The sequence below is a fragment of the Ruegeria sp. HKCCA5839 genome (genome assembly GCF_013035585.1).
Classification (GTDB): domain Bacteria; phylum Pseudomonadota; class Alphaproteobacteria; order Rhodobacterales; family Rhodobacteraceae; genus Ruegeria.
The window spans coordinates 151,242-175,981 of the sequence record NZ_WQIE01000007.1 but is presented as its reverse complement, the minus strand read 5'-3'; the positions used below and the strand labels follow the sequence as shown (position 1 = coordinate 175,981).

Genomic DNA, 24,740 nt, shown 5'->3' with positions numbered 1-24,740 from the left:
CTCAGGATGGGTCAATCACCTGTGCGGGGTTGCCCACAACGGTTCGTCCGGCAGGGACCGAGCGCATGACAACCGCGCGCGCACCAACAATCGCGCCCGCGCCGATATGGGTGCCGGGACCCACGAAAGCGTCCGCCGCGACCCAGGCATCTGCGCCTATATGGATCGGGGATGTGATCAACGGGCGGTCTGGTCTCCGGTGGTCATGAGACCCCGCGCACAGATGGGCCCCTTGCGAAACCGTGGCCCGGTCTCCGATGGTGATCTCTCCCAATGCATACAGGATGGCCCGGTCACCGATGGCGGATTGCGCCCCAAGCGACAGGTTCCAGGGCATGGTGATGCGTACGCTGGGGTAAACATGCGCCTGAGGCCCAACACATGCCCCAAAGCCCCGCAACAGCCAGCGTCGCCACGCCCAGAACGGCCTAGGGCTGAGCCGAAACAGCGGCTGTGCCAGCGCCCAAAGGATGCGCCAAAGTTGAATTTTGCGCGGGTATTTCCGGCTCTGCCGGTTTGCGCTTACATCTGTCATAGCAGCTTTTCATAGAACGCCAGCATCAGGTGCGCACGGCTGGCCCAATCGTGGTTTAGCCGTACATAGTACCGGGCCGCATCCCGCGTGTCAGAGCGATGGCGGATGGCCTCTGCCAAAGCCTCGGCCGAGCGAGCCACGCGCCGTGCGGCCTGTGCCTGGACCGGACCATCCGGGATACAGCCCTCTGTCCCGATCAGCACACCGCCCGCGGCCATCGCCTCAAGCGCGGCGTTTGAATTGTTTTCAAACTCGGACGACATCAACACCGCATCTGCGGCGCGCAGCCATTGATATTTCGTGTCGGAAAACACTGGGCCATGGGTGTGAAGCTGATCCGAGACGCCAAGGGTTTTGGCCAAAGCGATCAGGCGCGTCAGGTCTCCGCCGTCCGGGCCAACCAGATGAAGATGGGCTCGTATGCCCTGACCCTGCAGCAAGGCGATGGCTTTCACTTGCAGGTCGATCCCTTTGATCCGCGCGATCCGGCCCAGAAAAACCAGGTTCGGGTCAGTTTGCGTCTGGCCAAACAACGCGCACCGCGAGCCGTTTGGTTCGGGCAGTGCAACACCATTGTCGAGGATGATCGAGGGTCGCCCTGCGCGTCCAATGCTGGCCTTGGCCTCATCCTCGGTTTGAAAGTGGAACCCTGCGATCTGTTTCAGCTGTCGTTTGCCACCCAGCGCCGCAAAGACTCGTTTTGCCGCCTGCGAGGATTGCGCCATTGCGTCAGCGTGCAGACAGCCACGTGGGGATAGAACAATTGGCTTCCCGGCGCGATGGGCGAGCGCGACCATAAGCGCTGCAAACCCATTCCAATAGGAATGCACATGGATCAGATCCGCTTGGTCAATCGCCCGCGCCATCACGCGCAATGACTTGGCCTTAGGCAGCCAGAACCGTGAGGACGCATAGGCCATGTCATGGCGCGCGGAAAGCCCGCTCAGCGCAGGCTCAACCTGATCGGGGCCGCAAATCAAGGAGGTTCGGATCAGACCAGTCTCGGAAAGTGCATTGAGCAACCCGGCCACACTGACACTTGGGCCGCCATGATGCGCGGCGACTGAGGGAATTGCGTGCAGCACCGAGATCATGCGGGTTACTGTGCCGTTTGGATGAAAAGCGCGGGTCACAATCGGGCCTTTAGGCGTGAAAGGTCCAGTCGTGGGCAAAGATGGTGCAGATCTTCAAGTTCAGCTTGCAGCAGCGCGTCTGTTTCGCTGTTAAACCAGTCAAACGCGCGGGCGGTACCCGAGGTCACGGTGGTTGGCTTGCTCTGGCTGGTGGCGTGATCGGCGATGCATCGCGTCAAGCGCGCATGGTCACAAGTTCCGTTCACATCTGCGATGCGTCGTGACAGCACTGTGGCCATCGCGTGAGGATCAGGGTCATAAATCATCACCGCCTCGGACCCAAAGGCTTCATACGCCGCCGCTATGTGATTGACCCATGAAAGCGGCGATTCATGGGGGGATGAAAGCTCGGTCTCAAGGAACCGCGCAAAGCGCGCGCGATCGGTATCAGAGGGGTTTGTGATGCCATAGCGTTTCACGAATAGTGACGGAAACAGCTGATAGGGTGAGCGCGCCATATAGAATACACGGTGCATACCACCCAATCTCAGATCATGGCCATGCAGGACTTGGGGGTAAAGCTGCGGCAGGTGGTAGTGGCGCGGCACCGGCAGGAAGTAATAGCGGGCCAGCACGGCGCTGACCCAGGACGTGCCGGATCTGGGATAGCCGCAGATGGCAACGGATTTATCGCGCGCGAGTGATCCGCAATAGATGCGCGTCACATGGCTGGACACGCCCCGCGCCAGCCATTGCCACCGTGTCTTGCGCGCGTCAGCTGCCAACTGGTTCACCATGCGCGCTGTGGTCCTATCTGCAGCATCACATTGCGAAACAGCGCGCGGGTGGCCAGCAGCACCAGCGGCAGGGTCAGCATCCGGTGCGCGGCCTGAACGCCATAGAACATGGTGTAAAAACTGGACGCCGCCACCAGCAGAACCAGCGTCACCATCAGCGTGTCATTGCGCCGTTTTGCCAGCCTGTCGGCGACGGCGGCTAAGGCTCCGAAATAGGCGCCGATGGTCAGGACGGCGGAAGGGCCTGCGGCGAAGTAAAGCTCGGCTGGCACAAAAAAGCCGCCCCCATGCACGACAAACTCATGCAGCATCAAGGGACCGTTGTACAGCTGGACCCCGACGGCGCTCAGTATGCCCGACGGGATGATTTGCAGCCAAAGCGTGCCCAACAGTTCGACTGTGCTGCCGGCAAAGGTCTGATAACCCGATAGACGGAGGGCTATGCCGTGATACATATGGGCCACGGATTGCGGCAGCAGGTCGATCTCGGCCAGGAAACTCCCCTGTGCCGAAGGGGTCTGTGCCCCCCAGGATCTGAGCGCTGAAATCTGTTCGAGGCCGATCATCAGCATCGCGGCCAGAACCCCTGTTTTCACGAGATGGCGCCAGGTGAGGCGCGGCAGGTTGGACAGCTGAAAGCCATAGGCACCGACCAGCAGAAATAACAGGGCTCCACGATCTCCGGCCAGAACATAATGCGCGATTACAGACCAGAAGACCGCGCGCGCGATGCCCAGTTGATGGCCGGTACTGTGGGCGCGGTTGACTGCGATCAGGATCAGCAGATTGGCCATGGCGCTAGCTCCGCCCAGAGGGACGAGTTGAAACTGCCCCTTGTTCTGTGGGTAGGGCGCAAAAAGCCACCAGCCATCCGCCGAGATCGTCACCAGCGCCAAACCGGTGAAGAGCGGGACCAGAACGCCCCTTGCTCGGGCAGGCATTGCGGGGGCCTTTTGCGCGATTGCATTGATCACAGCACCACCCGTTAGAAAGGCCGTCGCGAACGCGGCCAGTATGGCACAGTTTGCGGTGACAAATTCGGGTGGCAGGGTGTTGAACACCCGTACCTGTTCGATCTGCCCCGTCACATCGATGGCCAGAAGATAGCTGGCATAGGCCAGCAACGTCCCCAACATGGCCGAAGAAACCAATCGGCGTTTCAGGCCGTTGCGCAGGGTGAAGACCGCCAACAAAGCGATCAGCGGCAGTTGGTATAGGGGCATGGTGATCACGCGGGCTGTGCGCTCCAAAACCCGGCGCGGGCCATGGCCCAGACAAGATAGATACCGGATTGTGTGATCTGGGCTGCGATCACGCCGGTAACCCCGAATTGCCAAGCGCCCCAGAACACCAGCGTGATGCCCAAGACAGCCGTCAGGATCCGGGGCCGCATTAGGGCTGCGCTGTCAAGCGTCCCGAAAAGGCGCAGCACCACCAACTCGGCGCTTGCCTTCAGGCCAGCGACCAGAACCAGCCAGGGCAGCAGGGTCGAGGCGTCCCAATAGGCGGGGGCCAGCAGCAGGTGCGATATTGGGGTTTGCAAGATCATCGTTGCTGCCCATCCCAACAGCGTCAGCAGCAAGGCAAGCCGGGTCAGCTTGTGCACATCGCGCAACGCCGCGGACTTGTCGGATTCCATCTGGTCGAACAGGCGCGGGGCCAGAAACCGCAGAACGGCTGACATGCTGACGCGGGCGGGGCCAAGCGTCATTTGCGCAGCAACGGCATAGAACGCCAATGCAGCGGGATCAGCAAAGCTCTGCAAGGCCCAGCGATCCGCCACCAAGAGCCCCCAGGAGAACGGAGCCAGCAGGTAGATGGGCCCGGAAAACTGTCGAAACACGGGTGCGATCTGACCCGGCGCTGACGGCGCATCCAACCGCCATGGTTTCAACCAGAGGATCAGAGAGCCAAGCGTTAGAAGACTGGCCGTCGCATAGGCTGCAAATATCAGGGGTACCGAAGCTGTGAATGGCATTGTCAGTAGCACAAGCATCGTGATCTTGAGCCCGGTATCCAGCCCCTGATGCAGCGCAACGGCCCGACGCGCACGGGACGCATTGCCATAGGCTATCACGGCGCTGAGGCCGCCATTGAGCACCGAATAGGGCAGGACCATCAGGATCAACATTGCGGCCTCTGTCTGTCCCAAACTCTGCATGAACGCAGCGAATGCCAGAACCGCTGCGGTCCACAGCAGCGAAACCCGGATCAACTGGCTGGTGACAAATCGGCGATAGGCGCCGTATCCGCCATATCGTGGCGCCAGTGCAAAAAATCGCAAAATCCCATGGTTGAGCGCGCCGTAGATGCAGACCTGCCCAAAGCTGAACAGTGTCATCGCCAGCGCCAGCTGCGCATAGGTCTGCGGTTCCAGCATCTCGGTCTGTAACCGCAACAGCACCAGCCCTCCGACCAGCAGAAACAGCTGGCCGAGCCCGACCCAAATCGCCTCGGACCGTGAGGTCAGAGCGGCCCCGGCGTCATTTGCCGTGGTAATCCCGGAACCATTCGACGAAACGGGCTATCCCGTCTTTGAAGTCGGTCTGCGGGCGATACCCGGTCAGGCGCTGCAACAGATCCGCATCTGCCCAAGTAGCCGGAACGTCGCCCATCTGCATCGGCATGCAATTGCGGATCGCCTTCTGACCCAGCGCCTCTTCGATGGCTTCGATGAAATCCAGCAGGCGTATCTTCTCACCATTGCCGATATTCACCACCCGATAGGGCGCGACGGGCGACAGGCTATCGCCCTCGATGATCTCGTCAGGGCTGGAGGGCCGGACCGGAGGCGTGTCGATCAGCAAACGGATCCCGCGCACAAGGTCTTCGACATTGGTAAAGTCGCGATACATGTCGCCGTGATTGTAAATGTCGATCGGGCGGCCATCCAGAATGGCATCGACGAATTTATAAAGCGCCAGATCAGGTCGCCCCCAGGTGCCATAGACCGTGAAAAAGCGGAACATGGTGGTCGGCAGATCCCACAGATGGGCATAGGAATGGCCCATCGATTCATTGGCCTTTTTGGTCGCGGAATAGATCGTCAGCTGAGTGTCGGCCTTTTCCACCTCGGTGAAGGGCATTTCGGTATTGGCGCCGTAAACGGATGAGGTCGAGGCCATCAGCAAATGCTCGACCTTATGCTGCCGCGCGATCTCCATCACGTTGAACGTACCCACGACATTGGATTGGATATAGCTGCGCGGTTCCTCGAGGCTGTATCGCACACCGGCTTGCGCGGCGAGGTGAACGATCACATCAGGTTGAAACTCATCGGCGACACGGACAAGGGTATCGTAATCCTCGAGCATGCCTTCGGTCGCGGCAAAGCCCGGATTTTGCAGCAACATCTGATGACGGCGGTGTTTCAGGGCCACGTCGTAATAGTCGGTCATCCCGTCATAGCCGTGTACACGGAACCCCTCGGCCAGCAAAAGCCGCGCCAGATGGAACCCGATAAACCCAGCTGTACCTGTGACCAGAACCCGCTTCATATCACCCTCGATCATAGTCTTGACGTCGCGCCATCAGGGACCCTTTCCGCCTGCGAAGGTCAAGGAGATTTTGTCAGCCACCCGCTGCATCCAACCCCGCATTGACCAGAGATGGCAGGAATTGATCCAGCGCGCGGCCCCATGTGGTGATCGGTTGTTCCTGAATGAACACGATATCATTGGGGCGCAATTGCATGCGCGAGGCCACCGACAGCGCTGCAGGATTGCGCGCATCCAGATGCCACGCGGTCACCGCACCGAACTCGGCCGGGTTGGGGGAGGCGCGCAGCACATAGATATGGGACGCATCAGCGGTGCGCGTGCTGAACCCGCCTTGACCGAACAGCGCATCTGCCAGATTCAGGTGCTGCCCATAGGGCAGGGGCAGGCGGGCGTTACTGCGGAACTCGCCACCCAGATAGACATAATCGCGGGCTTCGGCCCCCAATTCGGTGCGGGCGGTGAAATTGCTGCGGGATTCGATCAGTTCGTCGCGTTGTAGCCCCACCGCCGAGTCCAGCTCGGCCAGGGCATCAGTGCGGGCCTGACGGTTGAGGCTGATCACGTCAACCTGATCTCGGTAGAACCCAAGCGCGCGGTCCAGATCATAGCTGGTATCCACATAGACCGCGTCACCATTCAGCAGGCTCAGCCGTTGCAAATCAGGCCGCGCGAAATAGTCTTTCAGCGGGATCTGATAGAGGTCGCCTGTTCGATAGATCCGAATGGTGCCATAGTCGCGATCCCGCGTGCTGAGCCCCCCAGCGGCGGCAATCGCCTGGCTGAGGGTCAGGGGCACGGGTTTGACCGCGATATTCTGAGGTGCGGCGACCAACCCGCCAATAGCCACGCGTTTCGAGTTATAGCCGGTCTGTTCCAGTGCAAAAGACGGGTCGATCTGGCGGTCGACAAAAGCGTCGAACAGCGCGGCCTCGGCATCTTGCAGGCCAAGGCCCGCGATGCGGACCGCGCCGATATCAGGCAGTGAAATGGTGCCGTCCGCGCGCACCGTATAGGTCTCGCGCTGGGGTGCAGATTGGGCGCCCAACGCACTTGCTCCGGCCCGGACCAAGGCAACCTCGTCGCCCACGCCCAGACGATAGGGCGGCGGTTTGACCTGAGGTGGCGCGCGCAGTTCCAGCGCTTGAGGGGTCAGGTGCGGCACTTCAGGGCGGTCCGGCAGCGTGGCCAGACGCTGCACCGGCGCGCCTGTACCGGCCGTGTCATAGAAGGACGCCGGCAGCCTACGCGGCGTGTAGGGGGTAGACCGATTGGCCAACAGGACCGTCTGAGCTGTCAAATCCACCTCTCGCACCGCAACGCTGTCCAACTGGTTCGACACGCGCGGGCTGGTATAGGTGATCCCACAAGCCGTAAGCGGCAGCGCCAGCAAAACATGCGAAAGAAAACGGAGGATCGGCGTCATGTCATTCTCCTGAACTGTCGTTTCAGCGGACCAGATGTTCAGCCCATAGGTACCCGGCACTGGCGCTGACCCATTGGCGGGATTTCCAGATGAACCCGTCAGGGCTTAGCCAATAGAGGTTGGTTACGGTCAGGCCGGGCGTGATGCAGGTTTCTTCGGTGCGCACCGTGTCATGGGGGCGGTCGAAGATGGTGATGCGTTCGCGGGTCTTGCCGGTGCGCTGGCATTGAAAGCTTTGAAATTCCGTCTGAAATTCGCCGTCCAGATAGCTGTGTAGCTTCAGGTAATAGCCGGTTTGGCCGTCTCGCAGCATCAAGAGCGTCTCGGATATATCCGCCGTCATCAGGTCGCGGCCCAATCCACGGCTGGCCACCAGAAGCCCGCTCTGGAACGACAGCGAGGCCTGATCGCCCGACGACCAGGTGCGCACACCCGTATTCTGAGCGGTTGGCTCAAGTGTTGCTGCTACTTTCAACTCGGGCAGTTCAGCAAGCAAGGTGGGACGTCCAAGCGCGTCCAGCTGCGCGCGGCTGAGCAAATCCCGAGGGACCACTGGTTGCGCCGCGCACCCCATCAAGGCCAGCAAACCGATCAGACGGATCACCGCCAGAACCGCCCCCAATTGACCTGAAGGTCATGCCCACGCACCCCGCGTACAGTGTCGTAAAGCCGCCCGGCCACATCCAGTCGCGCGCCGCCATCGCGTTGGACGGGGCGCAGCACGGTGGTGAAGTCATCGCGGGTAGGGGAACCCGAAAGCCAATCAATCGGGATCGTTACAATGATGCCCTTGTCAAACGACCCTTCGCCAAAATCCTCGGCCGAGACATTGGTAAGCGTGGCAAAGGCCCCAATGCGCCAGCCGTTCTTGAACTCGCGATGCAGGGTGAAGGTGGCGCCCCAATCACCGGCAAGATATCGGCCCGCGTCGATCTGTGTGTGAAACCCGTTCTGCATCTGCCAATAGCCCGACAGATGACCGGTGGCGACACTGTAATCCTGAAAGCCGAACAACTGGTTGAAATCGCGCTGGCGGACATAGTTCAATTCGGCCCCCATCGCGAACCGCGACTTCAGCGGAAACCACAGCAACTCTGCGGACAGGCCGCCGAACATCGGCTCCAGATAACCGCCCGTGATCCGACCGAACAGATCGCCAGCAGGCTGATAATAATAGGCACCCGTAAGCTCGGTGATCGCGGGGCTGCCTTCGGCATCATAGAGCGCCCCATCGCTGCGCACGCGCGGTAGGGTCGAATCCGAAGGCCTGTCAGAATCGTCCAGATTGCCCAGCAATGGCTGGCGCAGGATGCCGCGCAGGATCACACCACGGGCCGGTTCAACCTGGGTCGAGGCCTGAACGCCGAAATCTGCGCGCACCGGCTCGTCAGGATCGAAGAGGGCCGGTTGGATATAGGGTGAGATGCGGTTGTTCCACACCGGATAGGCAGCGCGCGGTCCGGCAATGGCCTGATCCAGCTCTTCGATGCGCGCGCGCGTATAGCTGGACCAGCTGTTGTCCAGCTCATGTTCCAGCTGTTCGATATCCCGCCGTTGGATTGTGACCTTGGTCGGGGTCAGGCCGTTGACAACCAGTGCAATTTCGAACTGTTCGATATGGGCAGGCAGGGTGCGGCTCATCGCCCGGGCGGTGCGCCCGATGTCCTGCCCCGTCCGGGTGCGCGAGGTGCCCTGTACGCCGACCACCGCGATGTCGCCATGCGTTTCAAGGCTTTGCAGCCGCAGCCCTTCTTGCTGCAACGCCGCTGCCAAACGACGCCGACTGTCGGCAGGGGTGCCTGAGGGCATTTGGTTGACCCCGCGCACCAAGACTGGTGGCGGTGCATTACCGCGCAGCCCTGCGGCGGGTGGGTCTTTGGGGTTCAACGCAAAACTCAGGTTCACGCCGACTTCCGAGCCATAGAGATAGGTCAGCGACAGATGAATGTCGGGACGAATGCGATACTGCGCGGCAAAATTGAACGAGGATTTGCGGTCGAACGCCGTGCCGTCCTCCTGCGGGTAGGCATCGGGCGAGAACTCGGCCTGCAGCTTCCACCGGTCACCGATCTGCCATTCGATCCCGCCAAACAGGGCGGCCGGACCGCGAAACCAGTTTTGCGATTGCAATGTGCCACCCTCATCGCCTTCACGGCCGGGTCGGGTGTCCATCCGGCTGCCAAAGATATAAGACAGCGGGTTCTGAAAAGACCCTAACCCCGCGAGTCGACCCCAGCCAATGCCACCTGTCAGGCGCAGGTTGGGGCGCACGGTCTTTGAGGCTACGATATATTCCGACTGGTAGATCCCGGTGCCCAGAAAATCGTTCAGCCCGATGGCCATGGCCGGGCGGCGGCTGGACTCGTCCAGAAACCGTAAATGGATTGAGAAACTGCGATCGAAGATCTCATCCTGCACAGCGGCGCCCGGTGTATTGCCGCGCACATCGCGCAGCGCCGAATAGCGCAGGCTTCCCGACAGGCGCGGGGTGACCTGGAAGGTCAGCGTCGTGCGCGTGGTGTTTCTGAAATGGCTGAAGTTCAGCGCCAGTTCCGCGTCCGGGCGGCTATGGGCCGAGGGAAGCTCGACCAGCCCCGGATAACCATAGGTGTTATAGGTGGTCTGGATCTGAGGTTCTGACATGGTAGGGGTCGGTGCAATCAATGCCAGAATACCGACAAACAGACGGCTGCGTCTAATGGCCTGGGTTCCGAAGAAGCGGCGCCAATTGCCCCAGTTTACGCAGGTTCTTTGCCAACAATGTGCCAGCGCCCCCAGCCTGGTTGGCGCGCAAAGCACGATAGTCTTCGCGCGCCTTTGTCAGCAGTCCAGCGCCCGGATGGGTACTGACACCGCCATGGCGCATCTTGACCAAGACCCGTGGCACGTAACCCAGTTTGATCTCACCGGCCCCGATCCAGCGCAACATCGCGTCATAATCCCCGGCAATCCGGTACGCGCTGTCATAGGCACCAAAGCGTTCGATAACGCTGCGGCGCACGTAAAGCGTAGGGTGCGGTGGCATCCAGCCCCAGCTGAGACGCCTGCGTGAGAACGGCCCTGCGCGCCAATGGCGTATCACACGCCCCGATTCTGACAGGATCTGAAGATCGCCATAGATCGCGTCAATCGATGGATCCCGAAAGGCCCGTGCGATATCGGCCTGCACCTGATCATCCGCCAGCATGTCATCGGAGCTGAGCAAGCCGATGACATCTCCGTGGCAGCGCGCCACACCCTTGTTGATGGCATCGTAAAGACCACCATCATGGGCAGACTGAACACGCATCGGATGACTGTTCTTCCGGTCGAACAAAAGCTTCAACGTGCCGTCGGTTGAACCACCGTCCTGAACAACAAGCTCAGTCTTTTCATATGTTTGCTGGTCAATCGACCCAAGCGCATCCGGTAGCGAACTTGCCCGGTTCAACACCGGCATCACAATCGAAATCATCATATTGAACCGTCAGTCTACCGAAATATCGAACAACAGCCCAAAAGCCATCTTCCGGTCACTGACAAAACGGATTCCCTGGGCCTCTAGAACCGAGCGCAGTTTTGTCAGGTTGCCTTTGCGCGAATGGGGTACGCCGTCCACGGCCTCATAACGCGTGATAGTGGCTGCTCCGACCCCGGACTTTTCCGAAAGACATCGGACCGACCAGTTCAAAGCCCCGCGCGCAGCGCGCAGTTGCTTGCCTGCGACTGAGGATAATTCGCCCTCAGCGTGATTTTCTGTATGCTTCATTTTAAGTAAAATTGCCTGATCAACGGCTACCGCACCGGAAGTGACGAATGTCTGACTTCTGGAGGTGGTTTCATGATCAGAGCCTTGGCAGGGAAAAGAGTAAATTTCAATCGCTAAAGTTGTAGATAATTGAAATTAGATAGTTCTGTTGGGTTTCAGTGACAGAATTTGCGTCAACCGTTTAAAATCAGAAAAACCTCAGCAAGGTTAGCAAAGTATTAACCATTTGCTTCAAGTTTGGCAGGTAAATGGCGAAGGTTGGATCATGCACCTCAGGACTGTTTTGCTTGCGTTCGGTGCAAGCATCGCACCACTCCCGGTTGTTTCGCAAAGCGCTGACGCTTTGCAATTGGCGCGCAGTCTGGATGCCTGTTCCGGGGCGAAGGTCTTGCGTGCAAAAGTTCTCAGCGACGGCAGTCTAAAGGTCTCGTGTGCGCGTCAAAACAGAAGGCAACGACAAGACCAGCCCCCCGGAGTGACGCCGGGGGCGACAAACGTGGTGGGGCTGCTGGTGCCTGCGCTTGGCTTGGGGGCCGCCGCAGCGGCGGTGGCCGCAGGAACGTCGTCAACCTCATCAACCAACAGCACCGGCAGCAATTGAATGGTTAGGCAGGATCAGCACATGGCGCATAGCCAAGTTCGATCATCTGTTGCCCGGACAATCGGTGATGCCCGTTCACCCGGTGTCGCGCCACCTCCAGATACCATTGCCGCAATGGCGCGGGATATTGGCTTGCGATCAGCTGGCTCCAATATTCGAAACTGGCCGCATCCAGAGCCAACCCCCAAAGACTGGGCCCGTGGAACCCAAACATGGTATCTGCGTCGACACACACATCATCTGCGGCCAGATAGAGGGTACAGGCGGACAGGCAGATCCGGCCCCGAATCTCGACCCGATCCCCGTGTTGGCGCAAGCGTTCGACCCGCGCGACCCTGCGGTCGATCCGCCCACCCAGATCATTGCCGATTACGTGTACGACTCGTGAAGGCTGGGCCAACAGCGCAGGCGCAGAACCCACAGAGATCAGCATCGCAAAACACACAACAAGACACCCGGAAAACCGGGCAATACTTCCTTTCGGCACTTTCCCACTCCCCTGACAAAGCCCATAGATTTTCACACTGTGCGGTCGGGGAATTAACAACGGCATAAGTTTGCAATTCTCTGAAAATACAAGGTTTCTTTCATGACGCAGGTCCGCTCTTCCTCAGCCCGAGATCAAAGCCAGTGGTTTGCTGTGCAACTGCGTCCAAACATGCGCCTGATCGCCGAGCGCAACCTGACACGACAGGGGTTCAAGACTTTTTGCCCCACACGCTGGGAAACGGCGCGGGTCGGTCGCAAGCTCAGAACCAAGACGCAACCGCTTTTCCCAGGCTACCTCTTTGTCAGCTTTACGCCGCAGTCAGCGCGCTGGCAGGTGATCAACAACACGCGCGGCGTCAATCGGCTGATAACCGATGCACGGTTGAACCCTGCGCCCATTCCTCCCGATTTCATGACAGCGTTAAGGGCACGCTGTGATGCAGAGGGTGTCTTGCAACCCGATCAGGGGCTGGCCCCGGGTGACACGGTGCGGATTTTCTCGGGCCCGTTTTCGGGGGAACTGTCCCGGATCGAAAAGCTGGATCAGCACCAGAGATTGCAAGTGCTGATCCAGATACTGGGCCGCGCTGTGCGCGCTACGGTTTCGCGAGACGTGGTCGAGCGAGTTTCGCGGCCGGAACCCGCCTGATCCATCGTTCAGAGGGTTTGCAGACCCATATTTCCGATGTCGCTTGCCCAAAGACGAAGCATTTCCACATGACCCATCATCCCGGACCCAAGGATCAGATCTTGTGATCCAAGCACCGGGATGCCACTCACCGCAGATGAAGACCCGTCGGCCAGAGCGACCTCTGAAGAGGTGTGGCGCGACCCAAAGGTAAACGGTTCGTGGCGGGAAAGACCCACACTGCCGGGGGCGGAGCTTACGGTGGTTCCGGTGCCGCCAGCCAAATGCAAAACCTCTTTCCGACCGCCTGCCGCCACGGCGTATTCCAGCCCCTCGGTGAGCCCATCAGACCAGTCGAGCAACACAGCGCGACCCGGAACCGCGGCCCGATCAAGCGCCCCTTCCAACGCAATCGACACCGCTTGTGACGCGTTGCTATCGGGTAGATAGGCCGATTTCAGGGTAATGCTTTCAGCCGCACGTGTCTGTGCACTTGCCTGCGTTGGGATAAAGGATGACGGTGCCCCGCCGTGTTCCAGCTGGGCACCCCAGATATAGGTAAATCCGGGCTGTGCAGAGGATGTGTTCAGATCCTCCTCGGAGTTGTAGATTTCGAATGCCGAAATCGCCGAGCGCGTGGCCTGCACCGTGATGGCACAGCGATACCAACCATTGCCAAGCGCCTCCATCGCGGCCGTGTGCACCGAGTTTACCGTACCGGTGATCCCTGCGGTCAGGTTGAAATAGCTGTCTTTGGCAAAGCCATGCGTGCGTTCGCGCAGAAAGATGAATTCGCGGTCACCGGCTTTGGCGTAGACCGAAAAGGTCAGGACATCTCCAATCAGACAAGCAACCGATTGTTGCACCGCTCCGTCAAAGGTATCCGCTGTACTGGTCAGCCGGGATGCAGTGCCGGTGCCATCAGGGGCTATGGCATCGTTGGGCGAGATGGCGGCGCGTGACCGCGACCAGACCGACGTGTCAAAGCCCGAGGCGTGTAGCAGCAGATTTGTGCGCGCCTCGGATTCCAACAAAAGACCGGCGCTCTGCCAGGTTCCGCCCGTCAGGCGATGGTCAAACCGAGGTTCACCGGGTACGGCCTGGCTTAAAAGGCCCGAGGAATTCACATAGGTCGCTGTTGAGCCGCGCGCAAAGTCAAAGGCATCGTGAAAGGAAACCGGCCCACCGGTACCCCGATAGGCCGAGGATGAGAAATCCGCGACGACATCCGGCACCATCCCGTTGACGCCATACGCGGCAAACGGGTCACGCAGCGGCGCGGTGCGCCCGCTGAACGCGAACCGTCCGCTTTGAAACCGTGATCCTGTCACCATTTGTCACCCGACCAAAAGCGTTACAGGGACGTCATTGCCCGCGATCCACAGGCGCTCGCCCGATTTGATCTGCATGGCCTGCGACCGGCCCGGTTGAACCGGATGGCCTTTCGAGACGTCAAGCGCGGGCACTGCATCGTCGGTTGTGATCTCAAAATGGATTGTGTCACCGCCCACATTGCTCAGCAATATGTCTTCGTCAGCGGTCGCGGTGTGACGGTTGGATGCGATCCATCCTGCAGCGGTCTTGTAAGCAGTTGATGGCATGGGAAACTCCTGTGGTTAGACCGCGCCACCATAGGGGCAGCGCCCGCACCGTTGCCCGCACGGCAAAATAACCCTGTGTTAAGGCGCTGCGACCTTTGCCAATTGCCCCTGCCTGGTAGACAAGATAGGGGTCTGTTCCATGATACCCGGATGGCTCAAAACCTTGATCTCGCGCCCTGCATCGAATGCAGCAGAGCCGGACGTAATTGCACCGGATCAACGCTTTATCGCGGTTGGTGATATCCATGGTCGGATGGATCTTTTGCAGTCGTTGCTGGACCGGGTGGACCCCGATTGCCCATTGGTATTTCTGGGGGATTACGTTGATCGCGGTCCCCACAGCGCCCATGTGTTGCGCCATCTCTGTCAGCTTGAACAGAACGACAATCGTCCGGTGACGTGTTTGCTGGGGAACCATGAAGAGATGTTGCTGCGTTTTGTTGATGAGCCAAAACGCAATGCGCAGCTTTGGATGCTGAACGGTGGCTTGCAGACGATTGCATCCTTCGGCCTGGGAGACCTGGACGGGGCTGCCATCGGCCGAGATGCAGAAGGTGCCGCCACCCGGTTGCGCGAAGCCATGGGCGACGCGCTGCTGGACTGGCTGCGGGCGCGTCCTCTGACCTGGACCAGCGGCAATGTCACAGCTGTCCATGCTGCGCTGGATCCCAATCGCGCGGTGGCGCGGCAACAGCGTCAGACCTGTCTGTGGGGGCATCCGGAGTTTCCGAAAACGGCTCGGCGAGACGGGCACTGGGTTCTGCGCGGCCATGTAATCGTTGATAAGCCCGACGCGTTAAACGGGGTGATTTCGATCGACACAGGCGCGGTTTTTACCGGTCGCCTGACAGCAGCAGACATCTCGTCCAAAGGTGTTCATTACATTTCGACCAGCTGACCGCGTGAGCTTGTGACAAAATTCCGATCATAGCAGGAGTCCGCGTTCTCCGAATATTAGAAAAATCGCATGTTTTTGGGTAACCCACTGTTAAGGTTAACCAATAATTTACCAATGTCCCGTGACCCTTGCCCAAAGCTTCGCGCTGTTTTCCGGCGCACAAGGACGCAAGGGGACAGGAATGTTGGATTACGAGCTCACATCGACGCGTATCGGACAAGAGGCTACTTTCTATCGACCACTGCGGCAGGGGCCGTCGCCTGTATTCTTGGTGGCAAAGCGCGGATTTGACCTGTGGTTTTCGGTGATGTTATTGCCTTTGCTTTGCGTTACTTCGGTCATGCTGCTGCTGCTGAACCCGTTTTTCAATTCTGGCCCGGTGTTTTTTGCTCAAATCCGAATGGGGCGCCATTGTCGGCCGTTTCTGGCGTACAAGTTCCGATCGATGAGTCCCAGGCAGCGGGCTTTACGCGGGCCGTTTGACCCACTGGAAGCGGACCGCATTCCAGCGCTGGGGCGGTTTATCCGCCGCAGCCGGTTGGATGAATTACCGCAAATACTCAACGTGATCAAAGGCGAGATGAGCCTGATCGGTCCGCGCCCTGATTATGTGGGGCATGCGCGACACTATAACCGCACCATGCCAGGATATCGCTCCCGCCACAGCGTGCGTCCAGGCATCAGTGGTTTGGCACAGACCGAGATCGGTTATGTCCAATGCGCCGACACGGTGCAGGCCAAGGTGCAAGCTGACCTGAGGTATATCCGAACAATGGGTCCAATGCAGGAGATACGGATTTTCTGGCGCACGATCCTGACCGTGCTGTGTTTGAAAGGGCAATAAGATGACGCCCGAGATGCAAGCTGAACAGGATGAATTGGGCCGTTTATTGGGCTTGCTATGGGCGGGCAAATGGCTGCTTGCGGCAACGACGGTGCTTGGGTTGACCCTTGCCATTCTGGCCGCGACCTATGTGATCAAACCGGTCTACCAAGCTGAAACGACACTGCTCTTGGATCCCGGCTCTGATGGTTTTGAGGCAACCGCAGGTGCCCTGAACGGTTTGGCAACGGATGTGTCTGCCATCAACACCCAGATCGAGATCCTGCGCTCGGACCAGATGATGCGCCGACTGGCGGAGCGGATGAATTTGGCGGCAGATCCCGAGTTCAATGCCTCTTTGCGACCGCCTTTGTCGCTTATCGGCCAGCGCGGCGGTGGGGCAGAGGATGTTGCCAAAGCCTTGGCTGCGCGCGTTTCGGTCACCAATATTCGTAATTCGCATGTCCTGACTCTGTCGGCCCGCAGCGAGGATGCGGCTAAGGCGGCAGAGATCGTCAATACCCTGGCGACGCTTTATATGGACGGGCAGGTTGCGGAAAAACGCCGCGATATCAACACGGCCGTGAACTGGCTGTCCGACCGGGTTGTGTCTCTGGAACAGGAAATCGAACAGCAGGATGATGCGGCCGCACAGGTTGGCGCGGCGATCGCCGTCCAGAGTATCGAGGCCTTGGCCATGCAGCTGTCAGATACGCGGGCCCGGCTGGATCAATTGTTGAACCGTCAGCGCAGTTTGCAACAGCGTGCGCGGCGGCTTGAGGCGCTTGCAGACAACCCGACTGGTGCCGCATCTTTCGAAGATGAGCTGTTGCAGCGTCAAGCCACAGCAGCGCTGGCCGGGGATACCAAAGCCCTGCATGGCTTTGCTGTGCGGGTGGCCGAACTGCAAAACCAGACCATCCGCGAACTGGCGCTGGCCGACCGCCAAGCCAACGTTTTGCAATCGGGGCTGCGCCAGCTTGAGGCAGATTATCGGGCGCAGACCGATCAACTGGCGCAGTTGCGTCAGGTTGAACGCGATGCACGGGCAACCGAACTTTTACACCAGACATTCTTGTCGCGCCTAAAGGAAACTGCCCTGCGCCGTGGTTTGCAAACACCTGACAGCCGTATCATTTCACCGGCCATTGAGGGGCGGGAAACTGCGCCGAACACCGCAAAACTGGCCGTTTTCGGCGTTTTGGCGGGGGCCGTTGCGGGGATCGCTACCTTGCTGCTGCGGCAGGCCCAACAGGCGAGAGCGCCAACACTGGCGACGATCGAGGCTGCGACACGCCGCCCCGTGATTGGCCAACTGCCCAAAGCGCCGGTCCGGTCTCGGGCTCAACTGATCGATTATCTAACCGCGCGCGCGACCTCACCTTTGGTCGAGGCGGCGCACAACCTGCGCACCTCGCTGCTTTGGCGCAACAAAACGGATCCACCGAAGGTGATCTTGTGCTCTTCCTGCGTGCCGGGCGAAGGCAAGACGACCACCGCGATCATCTTGGCTCACAGCCTGGCGGGGTTGAGCAAACGGGTGTTGCTGGTCGAGGCTGATATCCGCCGCCTATCGTTCCAGCATTACTTCCCTGAGAATCCGAAAGGCGGATTGGTGACCGCCTTGTCGTATCGAGTGCCTGTGCAGGATCTGATCCAGCGCGATGCGCGAACCGGCCTGGACGTGTTGATGGGCGAGCGCAGCGCCGACAGCGCGGCTGATCTGTTCTCGTCTCCCGAATTCCACGCGCTGTTTGAAGACCTGCGGCAGCGCTATGATCATATCGTCATCGATTGCCCACCGGTTCTGGTGGTGCCCGACGCTCGCGTCATCGGACAATCTGCCGACGCCATCATGCTGACCGTTACCGCCTCTGACACAAACCGTTCCCTGGTCGAAAACGCGCTGCGTGAGTTTTCAAGCGTGAACCTGCAGGTGAGGGGGTTGGTAATGTCGCGTGTCAGCGCGACCAAAGGCGCCAAAACCGATCTGGTCTATGGCACCTATGGACAATATTACGATACGGTCTGAGCGTTAGCCGACAATCATCTGCTTCATCCGCAGCGCCTCGTATTCCAGCTCTTTCAAACGGAATTGCACCACATCTCCGATGGTAATAACGCCTTTCAGATGTCCGTCGGACATCACTGGCATATGGCGAAAGCGTCCCTCGGTCATGGTTTTCAAAACAGCATTTAGGCTGTCTTCGGGCGCGCAGGTCTGAACCTCGCGGGTCATCAGTTCTTCGACAGACTGAGGCAGGGTCTGACCCGGCGTATCGGCCATGCGACGCACGATGTCACGCTCGGACAAGATGCCCTGTAGCGCACCGTTCTGATCAGTCACCACAACAGCACCGATACGTTTGTCGCGCAGCAGGTTCACCACCGAATGGATCGTGTCGTTGGGCCGTACCGCAAACACCGCATCCCCTTTGCCTTCCAGCAACTTGGCTACTGTCGTATTGGAGTGCGACAGGTTGGATTCAACCGACTGACTGCGGGTGGGTGCAGCGGGCTTGTCGCCGCGTGTCGGGGGCTGGTAAGAGCTTGGGGCCATGGGCGGTCTCCTCCTTTACCGGAAATGGCGGGTTCCTCTACCTTAGCGTGATGATGAGCCCTGTATAGGGTAGAATCTCCCAAGGTGGCGCATCAGAAGGAAACGCGAAGACGTGAGCCAACTCTATCTGACCCCAACCCTGGCGGTTGTGATCTTTATCGGTGTGGTCATTTGCGGCCACAACTTTCGCATGCTGTGGAAGCATCAGCCCGAAGGCTGGCAAAAGCGCGCTTGGCTCTTTGGTGTCCCGGCGGGTATCGGCCTTATGGCCTTGGCCTTTCTGCCGATGAAGATCTGAGGTCGTTTGACTCTGCCAAAGCCCGCTGGCATATGCCGGGCACCACGTCCCGCAGGAGGTCAAACATGCGTATCTTGTCAGCACTGGCTGGGGTTTTTCTGGTCACCGGCTGCTGGTTCGACAAAGAACCCGACGTTGTTCGGCTGTCTGGCGAAACCATGGGGACGACCTTCAATATTGTCGCAATCGGGGAAGACCTGGATCAGGATGCATTGGCCGCTGATGTGCAGGCCACGTTGGATCGGGTCAATGGCAAGATGTCGAACTGGGATCCCAATTCCGAAGTTTCGACATTCTCGGCCTCAAGCAGCACCGATCCCGTGCAGGTCTCGGACGAATTTGCGCTCGTGCTGGCTGCGGCGAATGAGGTGCACAGCAAATCCGGGGGCACTTTTGATGTGACCTTGGGGCCGCTGATCGAGCTTTGGGGGTTTGGCCCGCGCAAACCCGAAGACCCGGTGCCCAGCGATGCCGACATTCAAGCTGCGCTGGATGCGGTCGGGCAAGATCGGCTGCTGACCCTGGACAGTCAGGCCGGGACACTTGCCAAGTCTGATGTTGGCGTCGGCATCAACTTGTCAGCCATCGCCAAAGGCTATGGGATCGACGCGGTTGCGGCCACGTTGGCTGATGCGGGGATCGAGGATTATATGGTTGAGATCGGCGGCGATCTTGTGGCCAAAGGCGAAAACGACAAGGGCGAAAGCTGGCGTATCGGGGTCGAGAAACCGGAAACCGGAACACAGGCGATCCAACTGGTTGTGCCCTTGAATGATCGCGGGATGGCAACTTCGGGCGATTACAAGAATTTCTTTGTGCAGGATGGCATTCGCTACTCCCATATCATTGACGCCACCACCGGGCGTCCGATCACCCATCACACGACGTCGGTCACTGTTCTGGCCGAAAACGCGATGATGGCCGATGCCTGGGCGACAGCCATGTTGGCCCTGGGCCAGGAGCGGGGGCTGGAACTGGCCGAGCAGCATAAACTTGCCGTGTTTTTCATCTCGCGGGATGTGACAAATGGCGAAGATGCCTATATCACCGTCCAAAGCAGCGCTTTCAAAGACGTGCTGGACACCAACTGACCGCTAGGAACCGTTATGAGCACCTTTATTCTCGCCTTCTTCCTGCTGTTGATCGTCATGGTCGGTATGGCGCTGGGTGTGATGTTGATGGGCAAGACCATCAAAGGCAGCTGCGGTGGCCTGAACGCAATCTCGGGCGCGGATAAATGCGTTGTGTGTCAGAAGGACGTCGACCCGAACAGTCCTCTGCGCGATCAGTTGCAGTGCAAGCGAGCGAAAAAGATGCTGCAACGGATGGAAGGCTAGGATAACCCTCTTGGCATGAGCAAAGCCAAGAATATTCTCTTCATCATGTTCGATCAGTTGCGCTGGGACTACCTCAGTTGCAACGGCCACCCGCATCTTCACACCCCCAATGTCGACCGGCTGGCATCAATGGGCGTGCGCTTTACCCGCGCTTATATCCAATCGCCAATCTGCGGCAGCTCGCGCATGTCCACCTATACCGGGCGCTATGTGCATTCGCATGGGGCGTCCTGGAACGGCATTCCGCTGAAAGTTGGCGAGATGACGATGGGCGATCACCTGCGCAAGGCGGGAATGGGCTGTTGGCTGGTGGGCAAGACCCATATGGTCGCGGATGCCGAGGGGATGGAACGTTTGGGGCTTGAGCCCGACAGCCTGATCGGCGCGCGGGTTGCGGAATGCGGGTTTGACGTGTTCGAGCGCGATGACGGGATGCGCCCCGAAGGCCCCAATGGTTTCTATGACCCCAATGGTGCCAAAATCTACAACGCCTATCTGAATGACAAAGGCTATGAGGGTGACAATCCCTGGCACGATTTTGCGAATTCCGGTCTGGATGAGGACGGCAATGTCCTGTCGGGCTGGTTTCTCAAGAACTCCTCTGAGGCCGCCAATATCGCTGAGGAAGACAGCGAAACGCCCTACCTCACGACCCGCGGCATGGAGTTCATGGAAAGCCAGTCCGGCCCGTGGTGCTGTCACCTGAGCTATATCAAACCGCATTGGCCTTATATCGTGCCTGAACCCTATGCCTCGATGTATGGGCCAGAACACGTGTTGCCTGTTGTCCGGTCACAGGCCGAGCATCAGAACGCCCACCCCGTTCTGCGCGCCTTCATGGACACGAAAATCGGCAAAACCTTTTCGCGTCAGGATGTTCGCGAGGCGGTGATCCCGGCCTATATGGGCCTGATCAAGCAGGCAGATGACCAAATGGGCAGGCTTTTTGACTGGATGGAGCAAACCGGCCGGATGAAGGACACGATGATTGTCCTGACCTCGGATCACGGGGATTTCTTGGGCGATCACTGGATGGGCGAAAAGACCTTTTTCCACGATACATCCACCAAAGTTCCGCTGATCATTTACGACCCATCCCCGGACGCGGACGCAACCCGTGGCTCCACCTGTGACGCGCTGGTCGAATCCATCGATCTGGCGCCGACCTTCGTCGATGTGGCCGGTGCGCAGATTCCAGACCATATTCTTGAAGGGCACTCTCTGCTGCCGATCTTGCGCGGGCAAGCCAAGGAAACCCCGCGTGAGGTGGCGATCTGCGAATATGATTACTCGGCCTCGCCCATCGCGACGATGCTGAACGCTTCGGTGCGTGATGCAGTGATGTTCATGGTGGCCGACAAACGCTGGAAGCTGATCCATTGCGAGGGCGGCTATCGGCCCTTGCTGTTTGATCTTGAGAACGATCCCGATGAGCTGGTCGATCTGGGCGACAGCGCTAAGCATGCAGATGTAATTGCGCAGATGTATGATCATCTTTTTGCCTGGGCTCGTCGCCCGTCACAGCGGACAACAAGATCCGCAGAGCAGCTTATGGAACGGCGCACCAAAAGCAGTGGCACAGGTGTGGTGATCGGTATCTATGATGAAAACGACACGCCACTTGAGCTGACGGTGAAATATCGCAACCGAAAGGCGCGCCCATACCAAGAAATCAGAGGCAAGACAGAATAAATCAGGGCAAGACCCTGAATGCCGGTTCACCCTTGGTCACCCAGAGGGTAGAAGATCGGCGCAGAGCAGCAGACGGAGACCCTCATGACCGCCCCCAAACCCGTAGTCTTGTGCATTCTCGATGGTTGGGGATTGTCTGACGACACGCAAGCCAACGCCCCGGCGCTGGCCAAAACGCCTACATTTGACGCGATCATGGCAAAAGGGCCGTCGTCACAGCTGATCACTCATGGCCCGGATGTTGGGCTGCCTACCGGTCAGATGGGCAATTCCGAAGTTGGGCACACCAATATCGGTGCGGGTCGCGTGGTGGCGATGGATCTGGGGCAGATCGATCTGGCAATCGAGGACGGGTCATTCTTTGAAAACGCGGCTTTGCAGGATTTCATTGCCAAGGTGAAAGCGGCGGGTGGTACGGCACATTTGATGGGTTTGGTCTCGGACGGTGGTGTGCACGGCCATCTGACCCATATCGTGGCCGCCGCCAGGGCCATTACTGACGCAGGCGTGCCCGTGGCCTTGCATGCGGTGACCGACGGTCGAGATGTGCCACCTAAATCGGCTGATGCGTTCATTGCCCAGCTGGAAAAGCTTCTGCCGGAAAACGCTTGTGTTGTGACGGTATGCGGGCGGTACTACGCTATGGACCGGGACAATCGCTGGGAACGGGTGTCTCAGGCCTATGAGGCGATGATCAAAGGGCAGGGGCGTAAAGCGCCCACAGCTTTGGCGGCGATCGAACAGGCCTATGACCAGTCGGAAACCGATGAATTTGTCGTTCCAACCGTCCTTGATGGCTTTGGCGGCGTCAAAAACGGCGATGGGTTCTTTTGCCTGAACTTCCGCGCCGACCGGGCGCGTGAGATTTTGCGAGCCATTGCCGAGCCGGGTTTTGCCGATTTCGACACCGGCCCGCGCCCGAACCTGTCGGCTTTGTTGGGCATGGTCGAATACTCGGATGGTCATAACGCCTATATGACCACCGTTTTCCCGAAACGTGAGATTGTGAACACGTTGGGGGAATGGGTGGCCAAACAGGGCCTTCGCCAGTTCCGTCTGGCCGAGACCGAGAAATACCCCCATGTCACGTTCTTCCTGAATGGTGGCAAGGAAACACCCGAACCGGGCGAAGACCGTTTCATGCCGAAATCGCCGAAAGTGGCAACCTATGATCTACAGCCGGAAATGTCTGCTCCTGAGGTGACAGAGAAATTTGTCGCAGCCATCAAGGGCGGCTATGACCTGATCGTCACCAACTATGCCAATCCAGATATGGTCGGTCACACGGGTGATTTGCAGGCGGCGATCAAGGCGTGCGAGGCGGTGGATCAGGGGCTGGCGCAGGTTGTTGCCGCATTGGAAGAGGTCGGCGGCGCGATGATTGTTACCGCAGACCATGGCAATTGCGAGGTAATGGTTGATCCAGAAACCGGCGGCCCGCACACAGCGCATACGCTGAACCCGGTACCGGTGGCATTGGTTGGCGGCCCTAAGGGCACCACATTGCGGCAGGGGCGGTTGTCTGATCTGGCGCCCACGCTGCTGGATCTGATGGAACTGCCCAAACCACCTGAAATGACCGGAGAAAGCCTTTTGTCATGAGGCTTGCCGCGCTTGTTGTTGCCTTTGCCCTCCTCGCCGGGACCGCGTCGGCACAAACCAGCCCGGCGGATGCGGCTTTGGCGGCGGCGCAGCAGTTGGAACAGGCGTCTGTGTCCTTGTCTCAGGCCGACACGGCGCGTGACCGTGTTCGCGCACTGACGGAAACTGTGCAAGCCTATGAGGCCGGTCTTGCGGCCATGCGCGAGGGGTTGCGCGGGGCGTCGCTGCGCGAGGCGCAACTGGTGGCCGAGCTGCGCGCCAGTGAGGCCGAAGTGGCGCAGTTGCTGGGCGTGTTGCAAACGATTGAGACCACAGCGCCACCGATCCTGATGCTGCATCCGTCGGGGCCCCTGGGCGCGGCCCGCACGGGCATGATCCTTTCGGATGTCACCCCAGCGCTGAACGCAAGGGCGCAGGACTTGTCCGCTGATCTGCAAGAGGTTCAGACCCTGCGCAAGCTGCAGGAAAACGCGCAAGCGACACTGACCGAGGGTCTGACCGGCGTGCAGGACGCCCGCACAAAGCTGAGCGAGGCGATTGCCGAACGCACCGACCTGCCGCGCCGCTTTGTCGAAGACCCCGTGCGCACCGCGATCCTGATCTCTTCAACAGAAACGCTGGACGGCTTCGCCAGCGGGCTGTCCGAGATTTCGGATGGTGAGATCATCGCCAGCAATGCCGACATCTCTTACCTCAAGGGGCGGCTTGAGCTGCCGGCCCAAGGGGTGATTCTGCACCGCGCCGGTGAAACGGATGCCGCTGGCGTGACCCGCCCCGGTCTGGTTCTGGGCACACGACCCCGCGCGCTTGTGACAGCGCCCACCGCTGCAACGATCCGCTATCGCGGGCCGCTTCTCGACCTGGGAAACTTGATCATTCTCGAACCGCAACCCGGTCTTCTCTTTGTTTTTTCTGGTTTGCAGGATGTCTATGGCGAGCCCGGGCAGGTCATTCCAGAGGGCACTCCGGTGGGGCTGATGCCGGGGGAAACGCCTGAAATTGGCGCTATTATGTCAACAAGCGGTGAAGGCACTGGAACTGATCGCTCAGAAACGCTCTATATAGAGGTAAGACAAGAGAACAGCCCCGTGGATCCGGAAGCGTGGTTTCGGACGAACAAGGATGGATAAACGAG

Annotated in this window: 26 protein-coding genes; 11 read left to right on the top strand and 15 right to left on the bottom strand. The window is 59.3% G+C overall.

Annotation, left to right across the window (positions count from 1 at the left end; all coding sequences use genetic code 11):
- Window position 1: 1 nt before the first annotated feature.
- The 11 genes from GOV38_RS17865 to GOV38_RS17815 form a co-directional block, all read right to left on the bottom strand.
- Complete coding sequence (locus GOV38_RS17865) at window positions 2-535, bottom strand: acetyltransferase (protein WP_171208067.1); 534 nt, start codon at window positions 533-535, stop codon at window positions 2-4.
- On the bottom strand, window positions 532-1,668 hold the full coding sequence (locus GOV38_RS17860) for a glycosyltransferase (RefSeq protein WP_171208066.1): 1,137 nt from the start codon (window positions 1,666-1,668) through the stop codon (window positions 532-534). The genes GOV38_RS17865 and GOV38_RS17860 overlap by 4 nt, the downstream gene beginning before the upstream one ends.
- Window positions 1,665-2,405, bottom strand: a complete 741-nt coding sequence (locus tag GOV38_RS17855; RefSeq protein ID WP_171208065.1) for a hypothetical protein — start codon at window positions 2,403-2,405, stop codon at window positions 1,665-1,667. Before GOV38_RS17855 ends, GOV38_RS17860 begins: the two co-directional genes overlap by 4 nt.
- Complete coding sequence (locus GOV38_RS17850; protein WP_171208064.1) at window positions 2,399-3,628, bottom strand: hypothetical protein; 1,230 nt, start codon at window positions 3,626-3,628, stop codon at window positions 2,399-2,401. Before GOV38_RS17850 ends, GOV38_RS17855 begins: the two co-directional genes overlap by 7 nt.
- Window positions 3,629-3,633: 5 nt before the next feature.
- Entirely contained in the window at window positions 3,634-4,809 is a 1,176-nt protein-coding gene (locus GOV38_RS17845; protein ID WP_171208063.1) for a lipopolysaccharide biosynthesis protein, read from the bottom strand.
- A gap of 79 nt (window positions 4,810-4,888) precedes the next feature.
- A complete protein-coding gene (locus GOV38_RS17840; RefSeq protein ID WP_171208062.1) occupies window positions 4,889-5,902 on the bottom strand; it encodes an NAD-dependent epimerase/dehydratase family protein in 1,014 nt (337 codons plus the stop codon).
- A gap of 73 nt (window positions 5,903-5,975) precedes the next feature.
- On the bottom strand, window positions 5,976-7,328 hold the full coding sequence (locus GOV38_RS17835; protein WP_174838552.1) for a polysaccharide biosynthesis/export family protein: 1,353 nt from the start codon (window positions 7,326-7,328) through the stop codon (window positions 5,976-5,978).
- Between the two features lie 22 nt (window positions 7,329-7,350).
- Window positions 7,351-7,932: a YjbF family lipoprotein gene (locus GOV38_RS17830; RefSeq protein WP_171208061.1), complete on the bottom strand. Its 582-nt coding sequence runs from the start codon at window positions 7,930-7,932 to the stop codon at window positions 7,351-7,353.
- Window positions 7,929-9,971, bottom strand: a complete 2,043-nt coding sequence (locus GOV38_RS17825) for a YjbH domain-containing protein (RefSeq protein WP_171208060.1) — start codon at window positions 9,969-9,971, stop codon at window positions 7,929-7,931. The genes GOV38_RS17830 and GOV38_RS17825 overlap by 4 nt, the downstream gene beginning before the upstream one ends.
- 52 nt (window positions 9,972-10,023) lie before the next feature.
- Window positions 10,024-10,785, bottom strand: a complete 762-nt coding sequence (locus tag GOV38_RS17820; RefSeq protein WP_171213025.1) for a glycosyltransferase family 2 protein — start codon at window positions 10,783-10,785, stop codon at window positions 10,024-10,026.
- A gap of 9 nt (window positions 10,786-10,794) precedes the next feature.
- A complete protein-coding gene (locus tag GOV38_RS17815) occupies window positions 10,795-11,076 on the bottom strand; it encodes a helix-turn-helix transcriptional regulator (protein WP_171208058.1) in 282 nt (93 codons plus the stop codon).
- A gap of 265 nt (window positions 11,077-11,341) precedes the next feature.
- Here GOV38_RS17815 and GOV38_RS17810 point away from each other — a divergent pair, with 265 nt between their 5' ends.
- Window positions 11,342-11,677 carry a hypothetical protein gene (locus tag GOV38_RS17810; protein WP_171208057.1) on the top strand — a complete coding sequence of 112 codons (336 nt, stop codon included), beginning with the start codon at window positions 11,342-11,344 and terminating at the stop codon, window positions 11,675-11,677.
- 4 nt (window positions 11,678-11,681) lie between these two features.
- Here the strand turns inward: GOV38_RS17810 and GOV38_RS17805 are convergent, their stop codons facing one another.
- Entirely contained in the window at window positions 11,682-12,164 is a 483-nt protein-coding gene (locus GOV38_RS17805) for a hypothetical protein (RefSeq protein WP_171208056.1), read from the bottom strand.
- A gap of 102 nt (window positions 12,165-12,266) precedes the next feature.
- Between GOV38_RS17805 and GOV38_RS17800 the strand changes: the two genes are divergently transcribed.
- Window positions 12,267-12,815 (top strand): transcription termination/antitermination protein NusG, encoded by a 549-nt coding sequence (locus GOV38_RS17800; protein ID WP_171208055.1) that lies wholly within the window; start codon window positions 12,267-12,269, stop codon window positions 12,813-12,815.
- Between the two features lie 8 nt (window positions 12,816-12,823).
- Here the strand turns inward: GOV38_RS17800 and GOV38_RS17795 are convergent, their stop codons facing one another.
- Window positions 12,824-14,128 carry a hypothetical protein gene (locus GOV38_RS17795; protein WP_171208054.1) on the bottom strand — a complete coding sequence of 435 codons (1,305 nt, stop codon included), beginning with the start codon at window positions 14,126-14,128 and terminating at the stop codon, window positions 12,824-12,826.
- Between the two features lie 3 nt (window positions 14,129-14,131).
- Complete coding sequence (locus tag GOV38_RS17790; RefSeq protein WP_171208053.1) at window positions 14,132-14,395, bottom strand: hypothetical protein; 264 nt, start codon at window positions 14,393-14,395, stop codon at window positions 14,132-14,134.
- Window positions 14,396-14,534: 139 nt separating this feature from the next.
- On the opposite strand from GOV38_RS17790, the gene GOV38_RS17785 reads away from it, so the two are divergent.
- The 3 genes from GOV38_RS17785 (at window position 14,535) to GOV38_RS17775 (ending at window position 18,148) form a co-directional block, all read left to right on the top strand.
- Complete coding sequence (locus GOV38_RS17785; protein ID WP_171208052.1) at window positions 14,535-15,293, top strand: metallophosphoesterase family protein; 759 nt, start codon at window positions 14,535-14,537, stop codon at window positions 15,291-15,293.
- Window positions 15,294-15,474: 181 nt separating this feature from the next.
- On the top strand, window positions 15,475-16,137 hold the full coding sequence (locus GOV38_RS17780) for a sugar transferase (protein WP_171208051.1): 663 nt from the start codon (window positions 15,475-15,477) through the stop codon (window positions 16,135-16,137).
- A 1-nt stretch (window position 16,138) separates the two neighbouring features.
- A complete protein-coding gene (locus tag GOV38_RS17775) occupies window positions 16,139-18,148 on the top strand; it encodes a polysaccharide biosynthesis tyrosine autokinase (protein WP_171208050.1) in 2,010 nt (669 codons plus the stop codon).
- 3 nt (window positions 18,149-18,151) lie between these two features.
- Here GOV38_RS17775 and GOV38_RS17770 read toward each other — a convergent pair whose 3' ends face one another.
- Entirely contained in the window at window positions 18,152-18,676 is a 525-nt protein-coding gene (locus GOV38_RS17770; RefSeq protein WP_171101953.1) for a CBS domain-containing protein, read from the bottom strand.
- A gap of 112 nt (window positions 18,677-18,788) precedes the next feature.
- Between GOV38_RS17770 and GOV38_RS17765 the strand changes: the two genes are divergently transcribed.
- The 6 genes from GOV38_RS17765 (at window position 18,789) to GOV38_RS17740 (ending at window position 24,735) form a co-directional block, all read left to right on the top strand.
- On the top strand, window positions 18,789-18,974 hold the full coding sequence (locus tag GOV38_RS17765) for a hypothetical protein (RefSeq protein ID WP_171207947.1): 186 nt from the start codon (window positions 18,789-18,791) through the stop codon (window positions 18,972-18,974).
- 65 nt (window positions 18,975-19,039) lie between these two features.
- Window positions 19,040-20,065, top strand: a complete 1,026-nt coding sequence (locus GOV38_RS17760) for an FAD:protein FMN transferase (RefSeq protein ID WP_171208049.1) — start codon at window positions 19,040-19,042, stop codon at window positions 20,063-20,065.
- A gap of 15 nt (window positions 20,066-20,080) precedes the next feature.
- Window positions 20,081-20,311 (top strand): (Na+)-NQR maturation NqrM, encoded by a 231-nt coding sequence (gene nqrM / locus GOV38_RS17755; protein ID WP_171101955.1) that lies wholly within the window; start codon window positions 20,081-20,083, stop codon window positions 20,309-20,311.
- 15 nt (window positions 20,312-20,326) lie between these two features.
- Window positions 20,327-22,003, top strand: a complete 1,677-nt coding sequence (locus GOV38_RS17750; protein ID WP_171208048.1) for a sulfatase-like hydrolase/transferase — start codon at window positions 20,327-20,329, stop codon at window positions 22,001-22,003.
- An 84-nt stretch (window positions 22,004-22,087) separates the two neighbouring features.
- The gene (gene gpmI / locus GOV38_RS17745) at window positions 22,088-23,605 is read left to right on the top strand and encodes a 2,3-bisphosphoglycerate-independent phosphoglycerate mutase (RefSeq protein ID WP_171208047.1); all 1,518 of its coding nucleotides are present in this window, start codon (window positions 22,088-22,090) and stop codon (window positions 23,603-23,605) included.
- Window positions 23,602-24,735: a murein hydrolase activator EnvC gene (locus tag GOV38_RS17740; RefSeq protein WP_171208046.1), complete on the top strand. Its 1,134-nt coding sequence runs from the start codon at window positions 23,602-23,604 to the stop codon at window positions 24,733-24,735. Before gpmI ends, GOV38_RS17740 begins: the two co-directional genes overlap by 4 nt.
- The last annotated feature ends 5 nt before the right edge of the window (window positions 24,736-24,740 follow it).